The sequence below is a fragment of the Streptomyces tuirus genome (genome assembly GCF_014701095.1).
Taxonomy (GTDB): Bacteria; Actinomycetota; Actinomycetes; order Streptomycetales; family Streptomycetaceae; genus Streptomyces; species Streptomyces tuirus.
Window position 1 is genome coordinate 3,109,149 of record NZ_AP023439.1, and the last position, 22,758, is coordinate 3,131,906.

Consider the following 22,758-nt stretch of genomic DNA (forward strand, 5'->3'; position numbering starts at 1 on the left):
GGTCCCTCCCGAGCGGTCAGACGCGGACCAGTTCCCTGTCTCCGTCGTCGTCGCCGGAGGCGGTGCGCAGGCCCTCGCCCTCCACGTCGACGTTGGGCAGCGCGCGGTCGAGCCACTTCGGGAGCCACCAGGCCGTGCGGCCGAGGAGGGCCAGGACGGCAGGGACGATGGCCATGCGGACGATGAACGCGTCGAAGAAGACCGCGATCGCGAGGCCGAAGCCGATCATCTTGACCATCGACTCGGACGAGCCGATGAAGCCGGCGAAGACCGCCATCATGATGACCGCGGCGGCGGTGACGACCCGCGCGCCGTGCCGGAACCCGGTGACGACGGCCTGCGCCGGCTTCTCACCGTGGACGTAGGCCTCCCGCATCCGGGTCACGAGGAACACCTCGTAGTCCATCGCCAGGCCGAAGACCACGCCGACCATGAAGATCGGCATCATCGACATGACCGGCCCGGTCTGCTCGACGCCCATCAGGCCGGACAGCCAGCCCCACTGGAAGACGGCGACGACCGCGCCGAGGGCCGCCATCACCGACAGCAGGAAGCCGAGGGCCGCCTTCAGCGGGACCAGGACCGAGCGGAAGACCACGATCAGCAGCAGGAAGGCCAGGCCGACGACCAGCACCAGATAGGGCACGAGCGCGTCGTTGAGCTTCTCGCTGACGTCGATGTTCATCGCCGTGCTGCCGGTGACCAGGACGGTGGCGTCCGTGCCGGCCTTGATGTCCGCGCCCGCGTCCCGGATGCCGTGCACCAGGTTCTCCGTGGTGATGGAGGAGGGCTTGGAGCCGGGGATGACGGTGATGGTGGCGGTGTCGCCGGCCTTGTTGGGCTGTGCCGGTGTGACGGTGACGACGTCTTTCAGGCCCTTGATCTCGTCGCCGGTCTGGGTGAAGACCGCCTTGGGGTCGTCGCTGTTCTTCGCGTCGACGACGACCATCAGCGGGCCGTTGAAGCCCGGCCCGAAGCCCTCGGACAGCAGGTCGTAGGCGCGGCGCTGGGTGGTGGAGGTGGGCTGGGAGCCGTCGTCGGGCAGGCCCAGTTCGAGGGAGGTCGCCGGGACGGCCGCCGCGCCGAGGCCGATGACGCCGAGCAGCAGGACCGCGAGCGGGCGGCGGACGACGAAGCTCGCCCAGCGGGTGCCCAGGTTGGGGCGCTCCGGCTTCTGCTTCGGGGTCCGGCCGAGGAGCTTGCCCTTCTCCCCCATCGGCTTCACCCTGCGGCCCGCGTAGCCGAGCAGCGCCGGGATCATCGTCAGGGCGATCAGCACCGCGATGGCCACCGTGCCGGCCGCCGCGATGCCCATCTTCGTGAGCATCGGGATGTTGACGACGGACAGGCCGACCAGGGCGATCACCACGGTCAGGCCCGCGAAGACCACCGCGGAGCCCGCCGTGCCGACGGCCCGGCCGGCCGCTTCCTCGCGCTCGCGGCCCTCGGCCAGTTCGGCGCGGTAGCGGGAGACGATGAACAGCGCGTAGTCGATGCCGACGGCCAGGCCGATCATCATCGCCAGGGTGGAGGTGGTCGTGCCCAGGTCCAGCGCACTGGCCAGGCCCGTGATCGCCGAGACGCCGATGCCCACGCCGATGAGCGCCGTCAGCAGCGGCAGCCCGGCCGCGACCAGCGAGCCGAAGGTGATGACCAGGACGACCGCGGCGACCGCGATGCCGATGACCTCGCTGGAGCCGGTGTGCGGCACGGCCTGGAGGGCGTCGCCGCCGATCTCGACGGTCAGCCCGGCCTTGCGCGCGTCCTGCGCGCTGTCCTCGAGGGCGTCCTTCGCGGCGTCGTCCAGTTCCATGCCGGAGACCTTGTACGACACCTGCGCGTACGCGATCCGGCCGTCCTTGCTGACGGCTTTCGCCTGGTACGGGTCGGTGACGCGGACGACCTCGGAGCCGTCGGACAGCTCCTTCACCGTGTCCTGGACCGTCGCCTTGTTGCCGGGGTCGGTCATCTTCTCGCCGCTCGGCGCCTTGAAGACGACGCGTGCGGTGGCCCCGTCGGCGCTGGTGCCGGGGAAGCGCTGCTCCAGCAGGTCGAAGGCCTTCTGGGCCTCGGTGCCGGGGATGGAGAACGAGCTGTTGCCCGCGGCTGGGGCACTGGCGGCGCCGACACCGGCGAGGGTCAGCAGGGCCACCCATATCAGGGCGACGAGGTGCCGCCGCCGGAACGAGAGCCGGCCGAGTTTGTAGAGGAATGTGGCCACGAGGGCGTACTCCCGGTCAGTCGTGGGATGTTCAGGGCAGGGGTGATCGGCCCGACGACGTGAGCGGATACGTCAGGTAGGGGCTGGCTCAGGGGACTAGTCGGTGGTGCGTACGCCGAGGGCGGGGAGGACCACGGCGTCGATGTACGAGGTGAGGAAGGCCTGTGTCGGTGGCTGGTCGTCGATCAGCGTGCGGGTCGCGAAGGCCCCCACGAGCATGTGCACGACGAAGTCGAGTGCCGGGCGGTCGGCGCGGATCTCGCCGCGGTCGACGGCCCGCTGCACCACCCGCCGGAACTCCTCCATCTCCGGCTCGATGAGCAGTTCCTTGAAGGCCTGGAGGAGGTCCGGGTTGGCGTGCACCGCCATGAACAGGCCCCGCATCAGCGCGGCGTTCTGCTGCATGGCGCAGTCGTCCTCACGTGCGGTGAGGGCATGCAGGTCGCCCCGCAGGGACCCGGTGTCGACGTCGGCGATGTTGCCCGGCTTGTTGTGCCGGATCGCCTTCGCCACCAGCTGCGGCTTGCCGCCCCACTGGCGGTAGAGCGTGGCCTTGCTGGACCGGGTGCGGGCTGCCACGGCGTCCATGGTGAGGGCGTCGTAGCCGACTTCCCGGAGCAGGTCGAGCACGGCCGCGTACAACTCGGCCTCACGCTCGGGGGTGATGCGACTGCGACGCGCGGCGGCGACCTCAGCCATCTCTCTCACCTTCCTGCTTCCGAACGACACTGTTTCGTACGCCACCAAGGTAGCGCACTCCGTCATAGAAACGAAACGGTTTCGTACGTGCGCTGGGTCACGGCCGTGGAATTGCCTGGACTTGCCCCGGTCCGTCCCCCGGCAAAGCATGAGGACGTGACCTATCTGCGCCTGCCTCACCTCCATGACGACCTGCTGTGCTTCGTGGCCGAGGACGACCTCTGGCTCGCCCCGCTCGACACGCCCGCCCGCGCCTGGCGGCTCACCGTCGACCGCACCAAACTGGGCCACCCGCGCTTCTCCCCCGACGGCCGCCACCTCGCGTACACGAGCTGGCGCAGCCTGGTGCCCGAGGTCCATGTCGTCCCGGTGGACGGCGGCCCGGGCCGCCAGGTGAGCCACTGGGGCAGCGCCGACACCCGGGTCTGCGGCTGGACCCCGGACGGCGAGATCCTGGCCGTGGCCTCACACGGCGAGCCGTTCTCCTACTTCACCTGGGCCTACAAGGTCGCCCCGGCCGGCGACCCGGGCCGCAAACTGCCCTGGGGGCCGGTCTCCGACATCCAGGTCGCCGACGTGGACGGGGAGCGCAGATCCCTCCTCCTCACCGGCACCCCGCCGCACGAACCGGCCTACTGGAAGCGCTACCGCGGCGGCGCCATGGGCAGGCTCTGGCTGCACGGCGAACGGCTGCTGGAGGGCATCGGCGGCCATCTGCACTCCCCCATGTTCGTCGGCGGCCGCATCGCGTTCCTCTCCGACCACGAGGGCGTCGGCAACCTCTACTCCTGCGCCCCCGACGGCTCCGGCCTGCGCCGGCACACCGACCACGACGCCTTCTACGCCCGGCACGCCGCCAGCGACGGCACCCGCGTCGTCTACCAGTGCGCGGGCGATCTGTGGATCGTCGACGACCTGTCGCCGGACTCCGTGCCGCACCGGCTGGACGTACGGCTGAGCGGGGCGCGGGCGGGGCGGCGCCCCTACCAGGTGGCCGCGTCCCGGCACGTCGACGGGCTCTCGGTCGACGAGACGGGGCGGGCCAGCGCCGTCGTCGTGCGCGGCAGCCTGTACTGGCTGACCCACCGCGACGGCCCGGCCCGCACCCTCACCGACACCCCGGGCGTCCGGGTCCGGATGCCGGAGATGCTCGGCGCGAGCGGGCGGGTGGCGTACGTGACGGACGCCGAGGGCGACGACGCCATCGAGATCGCCTTCCTGCCCAGGGCGAGCGGCGACCGCGCGCCCCGGCGGCTGGCCCCGGGTGAGCTGGGCCGGGTGCGCGAGCTGATCTCGGACCCCGACGGCGAGCGGCTCGCGGTCGCCTCGCACGACGGCCGGCTCCTCCTCGTCGACGTCACCGAGGACTCCGGAGGCGAGGTCACCGAGCTGATCCGGTCGATCAACGGGCCCGTGCGCGACCTCGCCTTCTCCCCGGACGGGGCATGGCTCACCTGGTCCCACCCGGGCATCGGACGGAGCCTGCGGCAGATCAAGATGGCCCGGCTCGCCGACCGGGTCGTCGTCGACGTGACCAACGGCCGCTTCGAGGACGAGAACCCGGTCTTCACCCGCGACGGCCGCTACCTCGCCTTCCTGTCCTGGCGCGGCTTCGACCCCGTCTACGACGTGCACACCGGCGACCTGTCCTTCCCGCTGGGCTGCCGCCCCTACCTCGTGCCGCTGTCCTCCGCGACACCCTCCCCGTTCGCGCTGAACCCCGAGGGCCGCCCGGCCGCCGGAGGCCTGGACCCGGTCGAGGACGACGACAACGGGGACAGCGGAGCCGTGACCGTCGAGGTCGAGGGGCTGGAGAGCCGCGTCACGCCGTTCCCGGTGGCCGCCTCCAAGTACTCGGCGCTGCACCCGGTCGCCGGCGGCGGGCTGGTGTGGCTGCGCTGGCCGATCTCCGGCGCCCTCGGCGAGACCTTCGCCAACCCCGACGACACCAGCGGCCGCCCCACCCTGGAGCACTTCTCCATCACCAAGGCCAAGAAGTCCGAACTCGCCCAGCACCTCGACTGGTTCGCGGTCAGCGGCGACGGCAGCCGGCTGGTGATCGTGGACGAGGGCGAACTGCGCGCGGTGCCGGCCAACGAGCCGGGCGACAGCGACTCCACCGTGTGGATCGACGCCCGCCGCATCCTCCACACGGTCGACCCTGCGGCGGAGTGGCGGCAGTCCTACGCGGAGGCCGGGCGGCTGACCCGGGCCTACTTCTGGGAGCCGGGCATGTGCGGCATCGACTGGGACGGGGTGCTGGACCAGTACCGCCCACTGGTCGAACGGGTCGCCTCCCCCGACGAGTTCGCCGACCTGCTCCGCGAGGTCCTCGGCGAACTGGGCACCTCACACGCCTACGTCACCGCCGCCCGGCGCAACGAGGGCCCGCCGCACTACCAGCGCCGGCAGGGCCTGCTCGGCGCCAACTTCGTACGCCGGGACGGCCGCTGGGTGGTCAAGCGGATCCTGCCCGGCGACTCCTCCGACTCCAAGGCCCGCTCCCCGCTGGCCGGCACGGGCATCCGGGAGGGCGCGATCCTCACCCATGTCGACGGCCGCCCGGTGGACCCGGACACGGGCCCCTATCCGCTGCTGGCCGGCGCGGGCGGCACGACGGTGGAACTGACCTTCGTCCCGGCCGAGGACTCGGCGCAGGGCCAGGGGCCACCGCGCCGGGTCGCCGTCGTCCCGCTCATCGACGAACGGCCGCTGCGCTACCAGGACTGGGTGGCCAAACGCCGTGCCGTGGTGCGCGAGTTGAGCGGCGGGCGCTGCGGCTACCTGCACATCCCGGACATGGGCGGTTCGGGCTGGGCACAGTTCAACCGCGACCTGCGCATGGAGGTGTCCCGCCCGGCGCTGATCGTGGACGTGCGCGGCAACGCGGGCGGCCACATCAGCGAGCTGGTCATCGAGACACTGAGCCGGACGATCGTGGGCTGGGACCTGACCCGCAACGCCCAGCCGGTGTCCTACCCCTCGAACGCGCCGCGCGGCCCGCTCGTGGCGCTGGCGGACGAGGCGACCTCCTCCGACGGCGACATGATCACCGCCGCGTTCAAGCTGCTGAAGCTCGGCCCGGTCGTGGGGCAGCGCACCTGGGGCGGCGTGGTCGGCATGACCGGCCGCCACGAACTGGGCGACGGCACGGTGATCACGGTGCCCATGAACGCCGCCTGGTTCGACGCGTACGGCTGGTCGGTGGAGAACAAGGGCGTCGCCCCCGACATCGACGTCCTGCGCACCCCGCTGGACTGGGCCGAGGGGCGGCACGCCCAGCTGACCGACGCGGTGGAGCTGGCACTCGGGCTGCTGGAGATCAACCCGCCCGCTACACCGCCGACCTACAGCGACGTACCGGACCGCTCCCGCCCGAAGCTGCCGCCCAGGCCCTGAACGCCCGGGCGGGACAAGGGAAAAGGGGCGCCCCGCTCAGGGGAGCCCCTTCCCTTCGGCACGCAACGTCAGGCGTCGTAGTCCTGGTCGAAGCGGTCCTCCTGGTCACGCTCACGCTCACGGTCGCGCTGCGGCTCGGAGTGCTCGCGGTCCCGCTGCGGGTGCGAGGGGTCCATGTCCTCGTCACGCCGGCGACCGCGGCCCTGCACCTGCTCGCGAGCCTGGTCCGCCTTCTGGCGGGCCTGGTTCTGCCACTGCTCGGACTTCTCCTGGAACTGGTCCTTCATACCCATGTGGGTTCACTCCCGTTGGGGGTGAGGGGATCTGGCTCGATCAGATTCACACGGGCCATGACGCTGCGCATGTCGATCACTTACGCAGCGTAGTCCGCTGCTGTTCGTCGGCCGCTCCGCCCGCTCCGACCAGGCCCGTGCGCATGCCCGTCAGCCGGTCCGCGAACCGCCGCATCTCGCGCTGGCCGACCGTCCCGATGACCGCCGGCAGATAGCCGCGCACGCCCTGCATGCCGCGCAGCCACCACTGCCCGTACACATGGCTCGAGCGGCGCTCGATCCCCTCCACCAGCCGGTCCACGGCCGGCCCCAGCGGATACGTCTTGTTGGACGGCCAGGGCAGCCGCTGCCTCAACTCCCGCATGACGTCGTCCTGATCGGCCCCGCGCACCATGTCGGTGTCGGTCCAGGACAGATACCCGACCCCCACCTTCACGCCCCGGTGCCCGACCTCGGCCCGCAGACTGTGCGCGTACGCCTCCACGCCCGACTTGGACGCGCAGTACGCGGTCATCATCGGCGCCGGGGTGATCGCGGCGAGGGACGCGATCTGCAGCAGATAGCCCCGGCTCTCCGTCAGCAGCGGCAGAAAGGCGCGGCCGGTCACCGCCGAGCCGATCAGGTTGACCTCGATCACCCGCCGCCAGGACTCCGGGTCGGAGTCGGCGAACGGACCGCCGGTGGCGACACCGGCGTTGGCGACGACGATGTCGACCCGGCCGAAGCGCTCCTTGACCTCACCCGCGACACGGACCATCGCCTCGTGGTCGGTGACATCGGCGTGCCAGTGGTCGCTCTCGCTGTGCAGCCGCCCGGAGACCTGCTTCAGTTCGTCCGGCTCCAGGCCGACCAGCGCCACCTTCACGCCCCGCGCGGAGAGCTTGCGGGCCAGCAACTCCCCGACGCCGCGCGCCGCCCCGGTCACCACGGCGACCTTGCCTTCGAGGCTCACCCTGCTCATGCGCTCTCCTCGGATACGACCTGAATGTGTGCGTGGACGAGTTCCCGAATGGTGCCGGTGACCAGTTCGGGCGCCTCGATGGGCGTCATGTGCCCGATGCCCGGCAGTTCGACGATCCCGGTGCACCCCGGCAGCGCCGCCGCCAGGGCCCGGGCATGCACCGGCGGTGTCAGCCGGTCCGCCGTGCCGACGATCACTGCCGTGGGCACGTCCAGCTCCCGCACGCCGTGGTCGAGGTCGAGCAGGTCCAGCACCTGCGACCAGGAGTAGCGGACCTTGCGGGGGCAGGCGTGCACGATCCGGGCACAGGCCTCGACCATGTGCGGGGCCGAACCGGGGCCCATCGTGCCGTACTTGAGGATCCGGCGGGCCAGCGGCGTGACCGGCCCGAGCGGGGCGCGGGAGCCGAGGATCCGCCCGGTCAGCCAGGTCCGTACCCGCCCGGCCCGCATCGGCACGACGGTGGAGGCGGCGACCAGCTGCGAACTGCCCGTGCTGCACAGCAGGACGGCGGCCGCGTGCGCCCGGAAGGCGGCTCTCCCGGAGGCCGCCATCACCGTCATCCCGCCCATGGAGTGCCCGGCGATCACGGCCTGTTCGCCGGGCGCGAGGGTGGCCTCCAGGACGGCTTCCAGATCGTCGGCGAGCGCGTCGGAGCTGCACGCGGGGCTCGCGGGACTGCGTCCGTGGCCGCGCTGGTCGTAGGCGATGACCCGGTGGTCGGCCGCCAGGTCGCGGATCTGCGCCGCCCAGAAGGCGGTGGAGCAGGTCCAGCCGTGGGCGAGGACGACGGCGGGCGCGCCCTCGGGCCCGTGCACCTCCACGTGCAGCCGGGCGCCGTCGGCGGACACGGCGGTCAGTTCACGCGCCGGGGAGGGCGGGGCGTAGGGCCCGGAGTCGACGTGAAGCAGGCGGCTCACGCGTCCACCTCCGCCTTCTCGGCGGCGGCGGTCTTCTTCGCCGCGGGCGCCCGCAGGACGTCGTACTCGGTGAGGTCGACCCGCCGTGTCGCCCGCCGGAACTCGGCGGTCGTACCGGGCCAGATGGTGGTGTTGCGGCCGCTCGCGTCGAGGTACCAGCTGGTGCAGCCGCCGGTGTTCCACACGGTGCGCTTCATACGCTCCTGCACCCGGTGGTTCCAGGCGCGCACGGCGTCCGGGCGGGCGTCCAGGGCGACCCGGCCACCGAGGACGTCGAGCTGACGGACATAGTCGGCGAGGTAGTTCAGCTGGGACTCGATCATGAGGATCATCGAGGAGTTCCCGAGGCCGGTGTTGGGACCGATGACCGTCATCCAGTTGGGGAAGCCGGCCGCCGAGGCGCCGCGCAGGGCCTCCATGCCGCCCTTCCAGGTCTCGGCCAGGGTCCGCCCGTCGGCGCCCACCACCCGGTCGGCGATGGGCATGTCGGTGACGTGGAACCCGGTGCCGAAGACGATCGCGTCCACCTCGGCCTCGCTGCCGTCGGCGGCGACCAGGGTCGAGCCGCGCACCTCGGCGAGGCCGCTCGCGACGACGTCCACGTTGGGCTGCGCAATCGCCGGGTAGTACGTGCTGGACAGCAGGATCCGCTTGCAGCCGATGCGGTAGTCCGGGGTGAGCTTCGCCCGCAGAACCGGGTCCTTGACGGAGCGGGCCATGTTGCGCCGGGCCAGCTGCTCGACGAAACCGAGCTCGTTCGGGCGCTTGGTGAACGCCTGCACCTGCAACTCCCGGATGCCCCACAGCAGTCCGCGACGGACCTGCGAGGTGAAGGGCAGCCGCCGGTGGACCCAGCGCTCGGCGTCGCTGATGGCCCGGTCGATGCGGGGCATCACCCACGGCGGGGTGCGCTGGAAGAGGGTGAGCTCGGAGACGTCGGGCTGGATGGCCGGCACGATCTGGATGGCCGAGGCGCCGGTGCCCACCATGGCGACGCGCTTGCCGCGCAGGTCGTAGTCGTGGTCCCAGCGGGCGGAGTGGAACACCTGGCCCGGGAAGGACTCCAGGCCCGGGATGTCCGGCACCTTCGGATCGGACAGCGGCCCGGTCGCCGACACGACGAAGTCCGCCGAGAGACTGCCGCTGCTGGTCTCGATGTCCCAGCACAGCCGCTCACCGTCCCAGGACATCCGCTTCACCTCCGAGTCGAAGCGGATGTGCGGCCGCAGCCGGAACACGTCCGTCACGTGCTCCAGATAGGCGCGGATGTGCTCCTGCCCCGAGAAGGTGCGCGGCCAGTCGGGGTTGGGCGCGAAGGAGAACGAGTACAGATGGGAGGGCACGTCACAGGCACACCCCGGGTAGCTGTTGTCCCGCCAGGTGCCGCCGACACTGCTCGCCCGCTCCAGGACGACGAAGTCGGTGACACCCTCGCGGCGCAGCCGCACGGCGGCCCCCAGCCCGCCGAACCCGGACCCGACCACCGCGACCCGCACATGTTCGTGTTCGCGCTCGCCCATGCCGACACCTCCACACACCACGAGAACCGCGCCAGTGAACACTGGCGCAATGGGAGCGTAGGGCAGCGGCGTACCGATGGGTAGGGGGCGGGCCGGGAAAGTTACCCCTGGTACGCCTTAAGGTGCCCAGGTGGCCGAGAAGCGTGAATACCGCATGGAAGAGCTGGCCCGCCTCGCCGGGATCACGGTGCGCACCCTGCGCTTCTACCGCGAACGCAAACTGATCCCGCCACCGCGCCGCGAGGGCCGCATCGCCTGGTACGACGACCACCACCTGGCCCGCCTGCGCACGATCACGGCCCTGCTGGAGCGCGGCCACACCCTCAGCGGCATCGCGGAACTGGCGGAGGCCTTCGACCACGGCCGCGACGTCGGCGACCTGCTCGGCGTCGGCGGCCCCACCGAGGAGGAGCCGGTCCACCTCACCCCCGAGGAACTCGCCGACCACTTCGCGGGCGAGGCCACCCCGGAGAACCTCGCCGCCGCGATGGACCTCGGCTACCTCGGCACCGACGGCGAGGAGATCGTCCACGTCAGCCGCCGCCTCCTCGACGTCTCCTCGGCCCTGGTCCACGAGGGCATCCCCCTCGCCGCGGTCCTCGCCGCCGCCAAACAGGTCCGCACCCACGCCGACGCCCTCGCCGAACTCTTCACCGACCTGGTCCTCGCCCACGCCACCCCCGAAGACCTCCCCCGCCTGCGCCCCCTGGCCCGCAGCGTGGTGGAGGCGGAACTGTCATTGGCGCTGGACCGGAGGATGCGCAGGCCCTAGCGGGCGGCCCTGCTAGCGGTCGTAGACCACGGTCACGGGAGCATGGTCGGACCACCGCTCGGCGTGCGTGGCGGCCCGCTCGACGAACCCCTTCACCGCCCGCTCGGCGAGCCCGGGGGTGGCCACGTGAAGGTCGATCCTCCAGCCTGAATCGTTATCAAATGCCCGCCCCCGGTACGACCACCACGAGTACGGCCCCTCGGTGTCCGGGTGCAGTGCACGGACGACATCGACGTATCCGCCGTCCGCGAGATCGAAGACCCGGGTCAGCCACTCCCGCTCCTCCGGCAGGAACCCGGAGCTCTTCTGGTTCCCACGCCAGTTCTTCAGGTCGGCCTGCTGGTGGGCGATGTTCCAGTCGCCGCAGACGAGCACCTCGCGCCCCTCGGCGGCGGCGCGCTCCCGCAGCACCTTGAGGTAGGCGAGGAACTCGCCCATGAAGCGTTCCTTCTCGTCCTGCCGCTCGGTGCCGACCTCGCCGGAGGGCAGGTAGAGGGAAGCGACGGTGACCCCCGGCAGGTCGATCTCCACATACCGACCGCTGCCGTCGAACTCTTCCGACCCGAAGCCGACCTGCACCCGGTCGGGCTCGCGGCGGCTGTACAGGGACACCCCGGCCCGTCCCTTGGCGGCCGCCGGCGCGTGCACCACGTACCACCCCTCGGGCGCACGGACGTGCTCCGGCAGCTGCTCCGGCTCGGCCCGCACCTCCTGAAGGCACAGCACGTCGGCTTCGGTCTCCGCGAGCCACTCCACGAAGCCCTTCTTCGCGGCGGCACGGAGCCCGTTCACATTCACAGAGGTCACAGTGAGCACCCCGGCACAATACCCCCACACTGGACAAGGTCCAGTTCCGGATCGAATACGGTAGCGGCCATGCACATACGCCGGGTCTCCTTCGACCACCCCGACGCCTTGAAGCTGAACGACCAGGTCCAGGCCGAGTACGCCGTCCGCTACGGGGACGACGGCGACGCCACGCCCATGGCCGCGGCGGACTTCGACCCGCCGAACGGCACCTACCTGATCGCGTACGACGAGGACGGCACCCCCGTGGCGTCGGGTGGCTGGCGTGCCCAGGACGCCAACGACGAGGGCAACGTCGACGGCGACGCCGAGCTCAAGCGCATGTATGTGATCGACGGCATGCGCGGCCGGGGCCTCGCCCGCCGCATCCTGGCAGCGCTGGAGGAGGACGCCCGCACGGCGGGCCGCGTCCGGATGGTCCTGGAGACCGGCACCAAGCAGCCGGAGGCCATCGCCCTGTACACGTCCAGCGGCTACGAGCCGTGCGCCAAGTTCGGCTACTACCGTTTCCACGAGGCGAGCCGCTGCTTCGCCAAGGACCTGCGGTCCGCGGGCTGACGGGGGCTCAGGGTTGGCCAGAGGGACTGTGACGGACCTGGATGGTTGCGACTGGCGTCTCTTCCGGCATCCTGTCCGACGTGACATTGATCCGTGCGGTGGCGATCGGCTTTCTTGCAGGGGGCGCAGGAGCCCTGATCTTCGACCCCAGAGGTGAGGGACTCGACCACCTTCGTCTCGCCATGCTGACGGGGCTGCTTGTCGGTCAGCTCCTCACGGTCCCGGTTTCACTGGTGTGCGGGGTCGTCCGGTCGCGGCCACGGAAAGGGAACCCGAGTCGCCCTTACGACTTTTCCATGGGCTCCCTGCTCATGGCCTTGGGCGTTCTGGTGGTGATCCAGGCGCGGGCAGCGGTGACTTGGCTCAGCACCGAGCCGACCCCCGGTGGCGTCGGCGATCCGGATGGAGAGACATCCATAGCGGGGTTGGCCGGCCTCTCCGGATGTCTGATGGTCCTCGTCGGCCTGACGTTGCTGGCGAATGGCGTCTGGACGAGTACGCGGACAGGTGCCCTGCGGCCCGTCATGGAAGCCTCTCAGGACTAGCATGCGCGTTCCTGGGCCATCCGCCGAGACTCCCCGCTGCTCCCCGTTGGCCGCCTCCCTGTCGGGCACGCCGGGGGCACGGATCACTGGGTGGAAGCTGATCGCTATGGTGCAATGTCATGTCCCTGGCGATGAAGTTGACGGCGATCACTCTCGACTGCCCAGACCCTGAGGCCCTGGTCGCGTTCTACCAGCAGGCCACCGGCCTTGAGCTGCACCCGAAGTCCAATGGCGATTTCGCTGGACTCAACTGCGACGACGGGCTCTTCATCGGGTTCCAACGGGTCGATGACTATCAGGCTCCGCGCTGGCCCGACCAGGCCGTGCCGCAACAATTCCACCTCGACTTCGAGGTCGACGATCTCGACGAGGCCGAGGCTCTGCTGCTGGCACTGGGCGCACTCAAGCCCGAGTACCAACCGGGTGGCGCCAGGTGGCGGGTCCTCACCGACCCGGCCGGTCACCCCTTCTGCCTGACCAGACGGAAGGTCTAGGTACCCACGCGGTCGGCGTGGCGACTCGCAAAAGGAACGGGACTTGGCCAAGCGAGCGGCGGGTGAGCTGTGGTCAGACTCCGGCTTCGTGTTCACGACGCGCTACGGCACGCTGCGAACCGCGCAACTTCAACCGCCGGTTCGTGGACCGGTCGGTCCGCGCCGGCGTCCGTCAGGTCCGGCTGCACGACACCCGGTACGTCGCTGCCGTACGACACGTCAAAGCCCCGGTCGGGAGATCCCTACCGGGGCTTTGAGCTGCGTGGACCTGAGGGGATTTGAACCCCTGGCCCCCTCGATGCGAACGAGGTGCGCTACCGGACTGCGCCACAGGCCCTTGCAACGAGTGAAACTTTAGCACCCCGATCGGCCTGCTTGGAAATCCGTTCCCGAGGGGCGGTCACCTGCGGCTTCGCGGGACTACTCGTTGGCGGCCCGGGGGCGATCCCCGTCCTCGTACTGGTCGAAAAGCGGGGTGCGGCCGCGCTCCCGGGCCCGTCGGGCGGAGGCCGCCCGGCGCGCGTCGGTGCGCCCGTCCCCGTCGTCCGTGTCGGGCGTGGAGGGGTCCGGCTCGCCCGGGTGGTGATCCACGGCAGCCGCCTCGCTCTCCTCGTTCGGGGCGACCGTGCTCGACCGGGCCGCGCTCCAGGTGTCGGGGGCGCCGAGGTCCACGTCACTGGTGGCCCGCGGGGCGACCGGGGCCGTCACGTAGGTCGGCAGGGGCACCGGCACCGGCTCCCAGCTGTCACCGCCCTGCCCGGGGCGCCGCTGCCGCTCGCGCTGCTGGTCGACCCACTCCGCGTGGTCGGTCTGCTCGACGAGGGCGCGCCGGTCCGCCGCGAGGGCAGACAGGCCGGGGTCGGTCACCGGCTCGGGTCCTTCCTCCGGTTCGTCGTTCTCGTCGGCGGCCTGGGCGCGCCGGCGGGGCTGGCGCTGGCGCTCCCGCAGGCGCTGGGCCGCGGCCTCGGCCATGCGGCGGTCCATCTGGTAGGCGAAGCGGCGGCGCTCCTGGGAGCGCAGATAGGCGATGTAGACGCTGAGCATGACCGCGGGCACGCCGGGGGCCCAGAGGAACGCCAGGCCGCCGACCGCCGCGACGATCGCGCCGAGGGTGAAGGCGAGGAACAGCATGGTGGTGGTGCGCCGACGGCGCGCGAGCACCTTCGAGCGCCGGGCTCGTGCTGCGGCCGCCTCGTTCGCCTGGGCCGATGCGGTGCGCCGGGCGGCCGGTACCCGTTCCCGGGGGCGGCCGGAAGCGGCCGCGTTCGGTGCGGGCGACTGGCGGGCGGGGGGTTCGGGCGCCGCCGGCCGGGCCTGGGGCTCGGGGGCGGGCGACGGTACGGGTGCCTGGGTCTGCGGGCGGGTCTTGGACACGGCGAAGGCCCGGACGTCCACCGAGTCGGTGACGGCGTCCAGGTCGTCGGCGTCCTGCTCCCCCTCGTCGGTGGAGCGCGCCCGCAGGTCCTTGGCGTACCGGCGCTCCATTCCCGCCCGTCCGGACAGCAGCCGGATGGCGGTGCTGAAGCGTTCCGTCGGACGGGCCTCGTTCAGCTCGTCCTGCCTACGGAGCCACATCGGCACCAAGTAGGCGGCCCAGGCCCCGACAATGACTGCGTAGATGAGGCCGCTGCTGCTCACGCTCACACCGTAGAGGGGTTTGCGTGAGGCCATCTGCCAATTGAGCCGGTGTGTCGCACGATCTGGCTGATATTTCGAACTTTTCTTGTGACCGATGCGATCAGCAGACCGCCCAGGCCGGGAATTGATTGCCCTGAGACGGTCACCGGCCGATCAATTTCGAACACTTATTCAATTTCCGGGGTGCTGCCGCATTCCCGGATTACTCTGCGACCGTGCCCGCTGCCAGCGCCTGAGCAACCCGTCCGGGACCTCTTCCGCGGTGAGGGCGAAGACGAGATGGTCGCGCCAGGCCCCGTCGATGTGGAGATAACGCGGCCGCAGCCCCTCCTCGCGGAATCCGAGTTTTTCCACGACCCGGCGGCTGGGCCCGTTCTCCGGGCGAATGCAGACCTCGATGCGGTGCAGTCCGACGGTGCGGAAACAGTGGTCCGTGACCAGTGCCACCGCCGTCGGCATGACACCGCGTCCCGCCACCGACTCGTCGACCCAGTAGCCGACGTGGCCCGAGCACATCGAGCCCCAGGTGATGCCGGCGACCGTCAACTGCCCGACCAGCCGCCCCTGGTACTCGATGACGAAGGGCAGCATCCGGCCCGCGTTCGCCTCCGACCTCAGGTGGCGGACCATCTGGCGGAAGGTCGGGCGGTGCGTCATCGGCCCGCCCGGCGTGGGCGGCGGGATCGTCGCCTCCCAGGGGCGCAGCCAGTCGCGGTTGCGCCGGTTGACCTCGCGCCACGCCCGCTGGTCGCGCAGCTTTATCGGCCGGAGGACGATGTCGCCGTCCACCAGCTCCACGGGCCAGGAGGGGCTGTTCAGCTCGCACCCCCGCTGCCGGGTCTGGGGTGGTCGCCGCCCCGGAGCTGCTCGACGGCGTGGATCAGCAGCGGCTCCAGGACGGCGAGGCCGTCCTTCACGCCGCCGCTGGAGCCGGGCAGATTGACGATCAGCGTGCCGCCCGCCACTCCGGCCAGGCCCCGGGAGAGCGCCGCCGTCGGCACCTTCTCCCGGCCGAACGCCCGGATCGCCTCGGCGATGCCCGGCACCTCGTGGTCGATCACGCGGCGGGTCGCCTCGGGGGTGCGGTCGGTGGGCGAGATGCCGGTGCCGCCGGTGGTGACGATGACGTCGTAGCCGGCGTCGACACCGGCGCGCAGGGCCGCCTCGACGGGGTCGCCGTCGGGGACGACCTGGGGGCCGTCGACCTCGAAGCCGAAGCCCTTCAGGCCATGGGCGATCATCGGGCCGCCCTTGTCCTCGTAGATCCCGGCGGCGGCCCGGTTCGAGGCCGTGACGACGAGAGCGGTGTACGGCGCGGTCGGTGCAGCGCCGATCGGCGTGTCCGGTGTCATGCCCTGCTCCAGTCGCCCGACTTGCCGCCCGTCTTCTCCTCCACCCGTACGTCCGTGATGACCGCTCCCTTGTCGACCGCCTTGACCATGTCGATCACGGTGAGCGCGGCGACGGAGACCGCGGTGAGGGCCTCCATCTCGACGCCCGTGCGGTCCGTCGTCTTCACGGTGGCCAGGATCTCCACGGCGTCGTCCGCGACCGACAGGTCCAGTTTCACACCGGACACCGACAGCGGGTGGCAGAGCGGGATCAGGTCGGGGGTGCGTTTGGCGCCCATGATCCCCGCGATCCGAGCGGTCGCGAGGGCGTCGCCCTTGGGGACGCCCTCGCCGCGCAGCAGTTCGATGACGCGGGGCGAGACGAGGACGCGTCCGCTGGCACGGGCGGTGCGCGCGGTCACGTCCTTCTCCGACACGTCGACCATGCGGGCGGCGCCGGCCTCGTCGATGTGCGTCAGCCGGTCCGGCGTGCGGCCGTCGGGCGGGGATGGGTCCTGCGTGCTCATGCTGTGTGGCGCTCCCGGTCCGGGCCCGTCGCGGTGCGGCGCACGGGCCTGTTGTGCGCGACACGGTACCCCCAACCAGCGGCTATCGGCCGAGCAGGACCACCTCGACCTGGGTGCCGGGCTCGACGGAGACGGTGTCCTCGGGGACGGCGATCAGGGCGTCCGCGTGGGCGAGGGCGGCGACCAGGTGGGATCCGGCCCCGCCGACCGGGGTGACCTTGCCGTCGGCGTACGTGCCGCGCAGGAACTGGCGGCGGCCCTTCGGGGAGGTCAGCGCCTTGTCGGCGGTCAGCGTCGCCCGGGTCGTGGGGCGGTGGACGTCCTGCAGGCCCATCAGGGTGCGGATCGCGGGGCGGACGAACAGCTCGAAGGAGACGTACGACGACACCGGGTTGCCGGGCAGGGCCAGCAGCGGGGTGTGGTCGGGGCCGATGGAGCCGAAGCCCTGGGGCTTGCCGGGCTGCATGGCGAGTTTGCGGAAGTCGATGCCGCTGCCGGGCTCGTCCTCGTCGCCGACGTGCGACAGCGCCTCCTTGACCACGTCGTACGCGCCCACGCTCACCCCGCCCGTGGTGACCATCAGGTCGGCGCGGACCAGCTGGTCCTCGATGGTGGAGCGCAGGGTCTCGGCGTCGTCGGCCACGGCGCCCACGCGGTAGGCGATGGCGCCGGCGTCACGGGCGGCGGCGGTGAGGGCGAAGCTGTTGGAGTCGTAGATCTGACCGGGGCGCAGTTCCTCGTCGGGCTGGACGAGTTCGCTGCCGGTGGAGACCACCACCACGCGCGGGCGCGGGCGGACCCGGACGGTGCCGCGGCCGATCGCGGCGAGCAGGGCGATCTGGGGCGGGCCGAGGACGGTGCCGGTCTCCAGGGCGCGGTCGCCGGCCCGCACGTCGCTGCCCTTGGCGCGCACATGCGCGCGGGCCTCGGCGGGGCGGTAGACCTGCACGTGCCCGGTGGCGCCCTCGGGGCCGAGGCTGCGGGCGAGCATGCCGCGCACCGGGCCCTCGCCGAGCCCGCCGTCGGTCCACTCGACGGGCACGACCGTCTCGGCGCCGGGCGGCAGGGGGGCGCCGGTCATGATGCGGGCGGCCTGGCCGGGGCCCACGTGGAGCAGTCCGGCCTGGCCGGCGGCGACGTCCCCGACGACCTCCAGGGCCGCCGGGAACTCCTCGCTCGCGCCCGCGACGTCCGCGACCCGTACCGCGTAACCGTCCATCGAGCTGTTGTCGAAGGGCGGCAGGGACACCGGCACCGTGATGTCCTCGACGAGGACGCAGCCCTGGGCGTCGAGCAGGTGCAGCTCGATGGGCTCCAGGGGCCGGACGGTGGCGAGGATGTCCTCCAGGTGCTCGTCCACCGACCAGAGGTGGTCGGAGCCGGAGTGGTCCTGGCCGGTGACGTGGGGCGCGGCGCTGCTCAACGTGCTACATCTCCTCGGCTACGTAACTGCGGAGCCAGGTCCGGAAGTCCGGGCCCAGGTCTTCACGTTCGCATGCGAGTCGGACAATGGCACGCAGGTAGTCACCGCGGTCGCCGGTGTCATAGCGGCGGCCCTTGAAGACGACGCCGTGCACGGGGCCGCCGATCTTTTCGTCCTCGGCGAGCTGCTGGAGGGCGTCGGTGAGCTGGATCTCGCCGCCGCGGCCGGGCTCGGTCCGGCGGAGTATGTCGAAGATGTGCGGGTCGAGGACGTAGCGGCCGATGATGGCGTAGTTGGAGGGGGCGTCCGCCGGGTCGGGCTTCTCGACGAGGCCGCTGACCTGGACGACGTCGCTGTCCTCGGTGGTCTCCACGGCCGCGCAGCCGTAGAGGTGGATCTGCTCGGGGGCGACCTCCATGAGCGCGACGACGCTGCCGCCGCGCTGCTCCTGGACCTCGACCATGCGCTGCAGCAGCGGGTCGCGGGGGTCGATGAGGTCGTCGCCGAGGAGGACCGCGAAGGGCTCCTCGCCCACGTGCGGGGCGGCGCACAGGACGGCGTGGCCGAGGCCCTTGGGGTCGCCCTGGCGGACGTAGTGCATCGTCGCGAGGTCGCTGGACTCCTGCACCTTGGCGAGACGGCCGGCGTCGCCCTTCTTCTGCAGGGCCGACTCCAGCTCGTAGTTGCGGTCGAAGTGGTCCTCGAGGGGGCGCTTGTTGCGGCCCGTCACCATGAGGACGTCGTCGAGACCCGCGGCGACCGCCTCCTCGACCACGTACTGGATCGCGGGCTTGTCCACGACCGGCAGCATCTCCTTGGGAGTGGCTTTGGTGGCCGGCAGGAACCGGGTGCCGAGGCCTGCTGCGGGAATGACAGCCTTGCTGATCCGAGGGTGCTGAGTCATGTCCGCCACCCTATCCGGTGCCTTTGGTTGGAATCTGCGGCTCCGGTTCATAGGCGCTCATATGAGCGTATTGCCATAGTTCGGGAGCAACCATTGAGGCCTATCGCACGTCCGGGCGAGCCTGACAAGCGGAGTTTGCGGCGCGAGATCCTCGCGGTGAGGAACAGGTTGACGGCGAATGACCTGCGGGAAACGTCGGCCGCGCTGGCCGGGCGGGCGCTGGAGCTGCCCGAGTTGGGGCAGGCCGGGACGGTGGCGGCGTATGTCTCGGTGGGGAGTGAACCCGGCACCCGCGCGCTACTGGACGCGCTGCACGCCCGGGGCGTGCGCGTGCTGCTGCCGGCCCTGCTGCCCGACAACGACCTGGACTGGGGGCCGTACGAGGGCGAGGGGTCCCTGGCGCGTGTGCAACACGGCGGCCGGATGGCCCTCTTCGAACCGGCGGGCGAGCGCCTCGGGCCGGACGCCGTGACCACCGCCGACGCGGTGCTGCTGCCGGGGCTCGCGGTGGACGCGCGCGGGATGCGGCTCGGGCGCGGCGGCGGCTCGTACGACCGGGTCCTGGCGCGGCTGGAGCGGGCGGCCGCTCATCCCGCCCTGGTGGTGCTGCTGTACGACTCCGAGGTCGTCGGGCACGTCCCGGAGGAGCCGCACGACCGGCCGGTGCACGCGGTGGTGACACCGTCGGGCGTACGGCGGTTCCTCCGGGAGCCGTGACGCGGAACGGCCCTCCACGCACGCGTGGAGGGCCGTTCGTCGTACTGGCGTCAGTGGCTCACGGTCTGAGCACCAGCTTGTCGCTCGTGCTCTTCTCGACCGCCTGGTCCGAGAAGGACCACGGCAGCAGCTCGCCGTCGGCCCACTTCTCGGTCTGGTCGACGTAGTGGGCGCTGTAGGCGTGCCCGGAGGCACCGGTGAGGTTGATCCACTTCGACTTGTCGAGGTCGCCGAGGTTCACCACCATCCGCATGGACGGCACCCACACCACCCCGTAGCCGCCGGCCGCGTTCCAGCCGGTCGCGTTGACCGTGGCCTCGCCGCCGCCGAGCTCCCAGGGGCCGCGGTTGAGGGCGTACTGGATGAAACCGGGGCCCGAGGTGCCGAGGGTCTGGTTCTTCAGGAACAGGCGGTGCAGCCGGCCCCAGCTCCAGGAGTCGATGTCCTTGCCGAGCTTGGCGGTCAGCTCCCAGCGGGCGTCGATCATGGCCCGCTTGAACAGCTGGTCGCGGTTGTGGGCGGCGGGGCGGGTGCCCACCTTGGGGGTGCTCCACCAGTCGCTGTCCGGCTGGTCCATCAGCTTGCGGACCACCTCGAACCACCGGTCGCCGCCGTCCGGCTGCGCCTTGTCGGGGTCGCGCTGGCCGCACTCGCGGACCTTCTCGGCCTCGTCGGCGGGGCCGGTGGTGTTGACCGGCTCGACCCACAGGCACTGACCCTTGGGACGCAGCTCCTTGGGCAGCTTGTTGCCGAAGGCGAGCTTGAGGACGTTGCGCCAGACCGCGTTGAAGTAGGCCGCCGCCGCGGAGTCGGCGTCCTGGGTGTAGTCCCAGCCCTCCAGGAGCTTCTGCGCCTCGCGGACGTCCCTGTTCTCGGGGTCGATCTTCAGCAGCGTGGGCACCAGCAGCCGGGCGACCTCGCTGCTGTTGTCCAGCTGCATCTGGCGCATGTCGTCCGTGGAGATCTTGCCGCCGTCCTTGATCTTCGACTGGATCAGGTCGGTGATCCGCTGGCTGCGCGCGCCGTAGCCCCAGTCCGCGGTGAGCGTGTACGGGTACGTCTCCGGGTCGATCACGGCCTGGTTGGCGGTGACGATGTAGCCGCGCTCCGGGTCGTACTCGTAGGGCAGCGCGTCCTGCGGGACGTAGCCGGTCCAGCGGTACTTGGAGTCCCAGCCGGGCGCCGGGATGGAGCCGTTGTCACTCTCCTCCCGCAGGGGGATCCTCCCCGGCAGCGTGTAGCCGATGTGGTTCTCGCTGTCGGCGTAGATCAGGTTCTGCGACGGCACCTCGAACTGCGAGGCGGCCTTGCGGAAGTCGGTCCAGTTCTTCGCCCTGTTCATGGCGAAGACGGCGTCCATGGTGGTGCCGGGCTGCAGGGCGGTCCAGCGCAGCGCGACGCCGTAGCCGTCGCCCCTGTCGGGGGCGGCGGTGTCGACGGTGGCCTTCTTGCCGACCTTCACGAGCTCCTCGTCGCGGTCGGACAGCAGGGGCCCGTTGTTGGTCTCCCGGACGACGATCTTCTTGGGTGAGCCGCCGGCGACCTTGATGGTCTCCTCGCGCGTCTCGAAGGGCTTGACCTTGCCGTCGTACAGGTAGCCGTCGCCGGTGATCTTCTCCAGGTAGAGGTCCGTGACGTCGACACCGGAGTTGGTCATGCCCCAGGCGATGTCCTGGTTGTGACCGATTATCACACCGGGCATGCCGGCAAAGCTGTAGCCGCTGACGTCGTACTGGCAGGCGCTGGAGACGCTGCGGCAGTGCAGGCCCATCTGGTACCAGACGGACGGCAGGGAGGGCGACAGGTGCGGGTCGTTGGCCAGCAGCGGCTTGCCGGTGATGGTGTGCTCCCCGCCGACGACCCAGGAGTTGGATCCGATGCCGTCGCCGTTCACGCCGACGGCCGGCGGGAGGTCGTCCAGGACCCGGGTGAGGCCGCCGAGCTGGCTGTCCAGGCCCGCGGTGCCGGAGGCGCCGGAGGCGGTGCCGCTCGTGCCGGAGCCGCCTGGCGCCGTGCCGGTGGAGGTGCCACCCGTTCCGCTCGTCCCGGAGGTGCCGCTCGTGCCGGAGGTGCCGCTCGTGCCGGACGCGCCGGTCGTGCCGCCCTGCTGGAACGCCCCCGCCAGTTCGCTGTACTGGCCTTCCTGGACGATCGCCTTGTTCCTGCTGTACGGGTACTGCGGGTACAGGTCGGCGATCTGCTTCGGGCCGAGGCGGCTGGTGAGCAGGGCGCGGTCGATCTCGTCCTGCATGTTGCCGCGCAGGTCCCAGGCCATGGCCTTCAGCCAGGAGATCGAGTCGACCGGGGTCCACGCCTGCGGCTTGTAGTCGTTGGTGAAGCCCAGCGCCGCGTACTCCAGGGAGATGTCCTCGCCGTCCTTGCCCTGGAGGTAGGAGTTGACTCCCTCGGCGTAGGCCTGGAGGTACTTCTTCGTGGAGGCCGACAGTTTGGTGTCGTACTCCTGCTTGGCGACCCGGTCCCAGCCGAGGGTGCGCAGGAACTCGTCGTTGTCGACCTGGCTCTCGCCGAACATCTCCGACAGCCGCCCGGAGGCCATGTGGCGGCGGACGTCCATCTCGTAGAACCGGTCCTGCGCCTGGACGTAGCCCTGCGCCATGAACAGGTCCGCGTCGGAGGACGCGTATATCTGCGGGATGCCGTAGTTGTCGCGTTTGACCTCGACGGGACCCGAGAGGCCCTTCAGCGTGAGGGTGCCCTTGGTCTGCGGGAAGGAGGCCCGGACGGTACTGATGGACCAGTACGACCCGTAGGCAGCGCCTCCGATGAGGGCCAGCACCAGGACGAGCACGATAAGTCGGGCTTTGCGCCCCTTTCTCCTGCCGGACTTGCCGGGCTGCTGACCCGTGGAGGCGGTGGTGTTGGGGGGCATCGCTGTCCTTGCTGTCCTAACGCGAGCGGCAGGTTCGGCTGTGCTTTTAACTGAGCGCTGGAGCAACGATAGGCGCAGGGCCTTGCGCCCCTTGACGCGGAGTCGGGAACCGGCGCGGACTGACGTTCGATCTTGCCCC

Annotated in this window: 20 protein-coding genes and 1 tRNA gene; 6 read left to right on the forward strand and 15 right to left on the reverse strand. The window is 71.1% G+C overall.

Annotated elements, in window-relative coordinates; genetic code table 11:
• Positions 1–16: 16 nt before the first annotated feature.
• Together IGS69_RS14180 and IGS69_RS14185 are read right to left on the reverse strand one after the other, a co-directional pair.
• Complete coding sequence (locus IGS69_RS14180) at positions 17–2,221, reverse strand: MMPL family transporter (RefSeq protein ID WP_190899759.1); 2,205 nt, start codon at positions 2,219–2,221, stop codon at positions 17–19.
• Positions 2,222–2,317: 96 nt separating this feature from the next.
• Complete coding sequence (locus IGS69_RS14185; protein ID WP_190899761.1) at positions 2,318–2,920, reverse strand: TetR/AcrR family transcriptional regulator; 603 nt, start codon at positions 2,918–2,920, stop codon at positions 2,318–2,320.
• 156 nt (positions 2,921–3,076) lie between these two features.
• On the opposite strand from IGS69_RS14185, the gene IGS69_RS14190 reads away from it, so the two are divergent.
• Positions 3,077–6,319 carry a S41 family peptidase gene (locus IGS69_RS14190; protein ID WP_190899763.1) on the forward strand — a complete coding sequence of 1,081 codons (3,243 nt, stop codon included), beginning with the start codon at positions 3,077–3,079 and terminating at the stop codon, positions 6,317–6,319.
• A 68-nt stretch (positions 6,320–6,387) separates the two neighbouring features.
• Here the strand turns inward: IGS69_RS14190 and IGS69_RS14195 are convergent, their stop codons facing one another.
• The 4 genes from IGS69_RS14195 to IGS69_RS14210 form a co-directional block, all read right to left on the reverse strand.
• Positions 6,388–6,612, reverse strand: a complete 225-nt coding sequence (locus IGS69_RS14195; protein WP_190899765.1) for a hypothetical protein — start codon at positions 6,610–6,612, stop codon at positions 6,388–6,390.
• Between the two features lie 76 nt (positions 6,613–6,688).
• Positions 6,689–7,573, reverse strand: a complete 885-nt coding sequence (locus tag IGS69_RS14200; RefSeq protein WP_190899767.1) for an SDR family oxidoreductase — start codon at positions 7,571–7,573, stop codon at positions 6,689–6,691.
• The gene (locus tag IGS69_RS14205; protein WP_190899769.1) at positions 7,570–8,493 is read right to left on the reverse strand and encodes an alpha/beta fold hydrolase; all 924 of its coding nucleotides are present in this window, start codon (positions 8,491–8,493) and stop codon (positions 7,570–7,572) included. Before IGS69_RS14205 ends, IGS69_RS14200 begins: the two co-directional genes overlap by 4 nt.
• Positions 8,490–10,013 carry a flavin-containing monooxygenase gene (locus tag IGS69_RS14210; RefSeq protein ID WP_190899771.1) on the reverse strand — a complete coding sequence of 508 codons (1,524 nt, stop codon included), beginning with the start codon at positions 10,011–10,013 and terminating at the stop codon, positions 8,490–8,492. Before IGS69_RS14210 ends, IGS69_RS14205 begins: the two co-directional genes overlap by 4 nt.
• 154 nt (positions 10,014–10,167) lie before the next feature.
• Between IGS69_RS14210 and IGS69_RS14215 the strand changes: the two genes are divergently transcribed.
• On the forward strand, positions 10,168–10,785 hold the full coding sequence (locus IGS69_RS14215) for a MerR family transcriptional regulator (RefSeq protein WP_190904493.1): 618 nt from the start codon (positions 10,168–10,170) through the stop codon (positions 10,783–10,785).
• A 12-nt stretch (positions 10,786–10,797) separates the two neighbouring features.
• On the opposite strand, the gene IGS69_RS14220 is transcribed toward IGS69_RS14215, so the two are convergent.
• Positions 10,798–11,601, reverse strand: coding sequence for an exodeoxyribonuclease III (locus IGS69_RS14220; protein WP_190899773.1), 804 nt, complete (start codon positions 11,599–11,601; stop codon positions 10,798–10,800).
• A 60-nt stretch (positions 11,602–11,661) separates the two neighbouring features.
• Here IGS69_RS14220 and IGS69_RS14225 point away from each other — a divergent pair, with 60 nt between their 5' ends.
• The 3 genes from IGS69_RS14225 (at position 11,662) to IGS69_RS14235 (ending at position 13,189) form a co-directional block, all read left to right on the forward strand.
• Positions 11,662–12,150 (forward strand): GNAT family N-acetyltransferase, encoded by a 489-nt coding sequence (locus tag IGS69_RS14225; protein ID WP_190899775.1) that lies wholly within the window; start codon positions 11,662–11,664, stop codon positions 12,148–12,150.
• Positions 12,151–12,230: 80 nt separating this feature from the next.
• Positions 12,231–12,695, forward strand: coding sequence for a hypothetical protein (locus tag IGS69_RS14230; protein WP_190899777.1), 465 nt, complete (start codon positions 12,231–12,233; stop codon positions 12,693–12,695).
• A gap of 119 nt (positions 12,696–12,814) precedes the next feature.
• On the forward strand, positions 12,815–13,189 hold the full coding sequence (locus IGS69_RS14235) for a VOC family protein (RefSeq protein WP_190899779.1): 375 nt from the start codon (positions 12,815–12,817) through the stop codon (positions 13,187–13,189).
• 263 nt (positions 13,190–13,452) lie between these two features.
• Here IGS69_RS14235 and IGS69_RS14240 read toward each other — a convergent pair.
• The 7 genes from IGS69_RS14240 to galU form a co-directional block, all read right to left on the reverse strand.
• Positions 13,453–13,526, reverse strand: a tRNA-Ala gene (locus IGS69_RS14240).
• Positions 13,527–13,609: 83 nt separating this feature from the next.
• Positions 13,610–14,827, reverse strand: coding sequence for a divisome protein SepX/GlpR (sepX, locus tag IGS69_RS14245; RefSeq protein ID WP_190899781.1), 1,218 nt, complete (start codon positions 14,825–14,827; stop codon positions 13,610–13,612).
• A 171-nt stretch (positions 14,828–14,998) separates the two neighbouring features.
• Positions 14,999–15,625: a GNAT family N-acetyltransferase gene (locus tag IGS69_RS14250; protein WP_232543516.1), complete on the reverse strand. Its 627-nt coding sequence runs from the start codon at positions 15,623–15,625 to the stop codon at positions 14,999–15,001.
• 17 nt (positions 15,626–15,642) lie between these two features.
• Entirely contained in the window at positions 15,643–16,179 is a 537-nt protein-coding gene (locus tag IGS69_RS14255; RefSeq protein WP_190899783.1) for a MogA/MoaB family molybdenum cofactor biosynthesis protein, read from the reverse strand.
• Positions 16,176–16,685 carry a cyclic pyranopterin monophosphate synthase MoaC gene (gene moaC, locus IGS69_RS14260; protein WP_190899785.1) on the reverse strand — a complete coding sequence of 170 codons (510 nt, stop codon included), beginning with the start codon at positions 16,683–16,685 and terminating at the stop codon, positions 16,176–16,178. Before moaC ends, IGS69_RS14255 begins: the two co-directional genes overlap by 4 nt.
• An 82-nt stretch (positions 16,686–16,767) precedes the next feature.
• A complete protein-coding gene (glp, locus tag IGS69_RS14265) occupies positions 16,768–18,108 on the reverse strand; it encodes a molybdotransferase-like divisome protein Glp (RefSeq protein ID WP_190899786.1) in 1,341 nt (446 codons plus the stop codon).
• Between the two features lie 4 nt (positions 18,109–18,112).
• On the reverse strand, positions 18,113–19,012 hold the full coding sequence (galU, locus tag IGS69_RS14270; protein WP_190899789.1) for a UTP--glucose-1-phosphate uridylyltransferase GalU: 900 nt from the start codon (positions 19,010–19,012) through the stop codon (positions 18,113–18,115).
• 93 nt (positions 19,013–19,105) lie between these two features.
• Here galU and IGS69_RS14275 point away from each other — a divergent pair, with 93 nt between their 5' ends.
• Positions 19,106–19,729: a 5-formyltetrahydrofolate cyclo-ligase gene (locus IGS69_RS14275; protein ID WP_190899791.1), complete on the forward strand. Its 624-nt coding sequence runs from the start codon at positions 19,106–19,108 to the stop codon at positions 19,727–19,729.
• 58 nt (positions 19,730–19,787) lie between these two features.
• On the opposite strand, the gene IGS69_RS14280 is transcribed toward IGS69_RS14275, so the two are convergent.
• On the reverse strand, positions 19,788–22,619 hold the full coding sequence (locus IGS69_RS14280; protein WP_190899793.1) for a penicillin acylase family protein: 2,832 nt from the start codon (positions 22,617–22,619) through the stop codon (positions 19,788–19,790).
• Between the last annotated feature and the right edge of the window lie 139 nt (positions 22,620–22,758).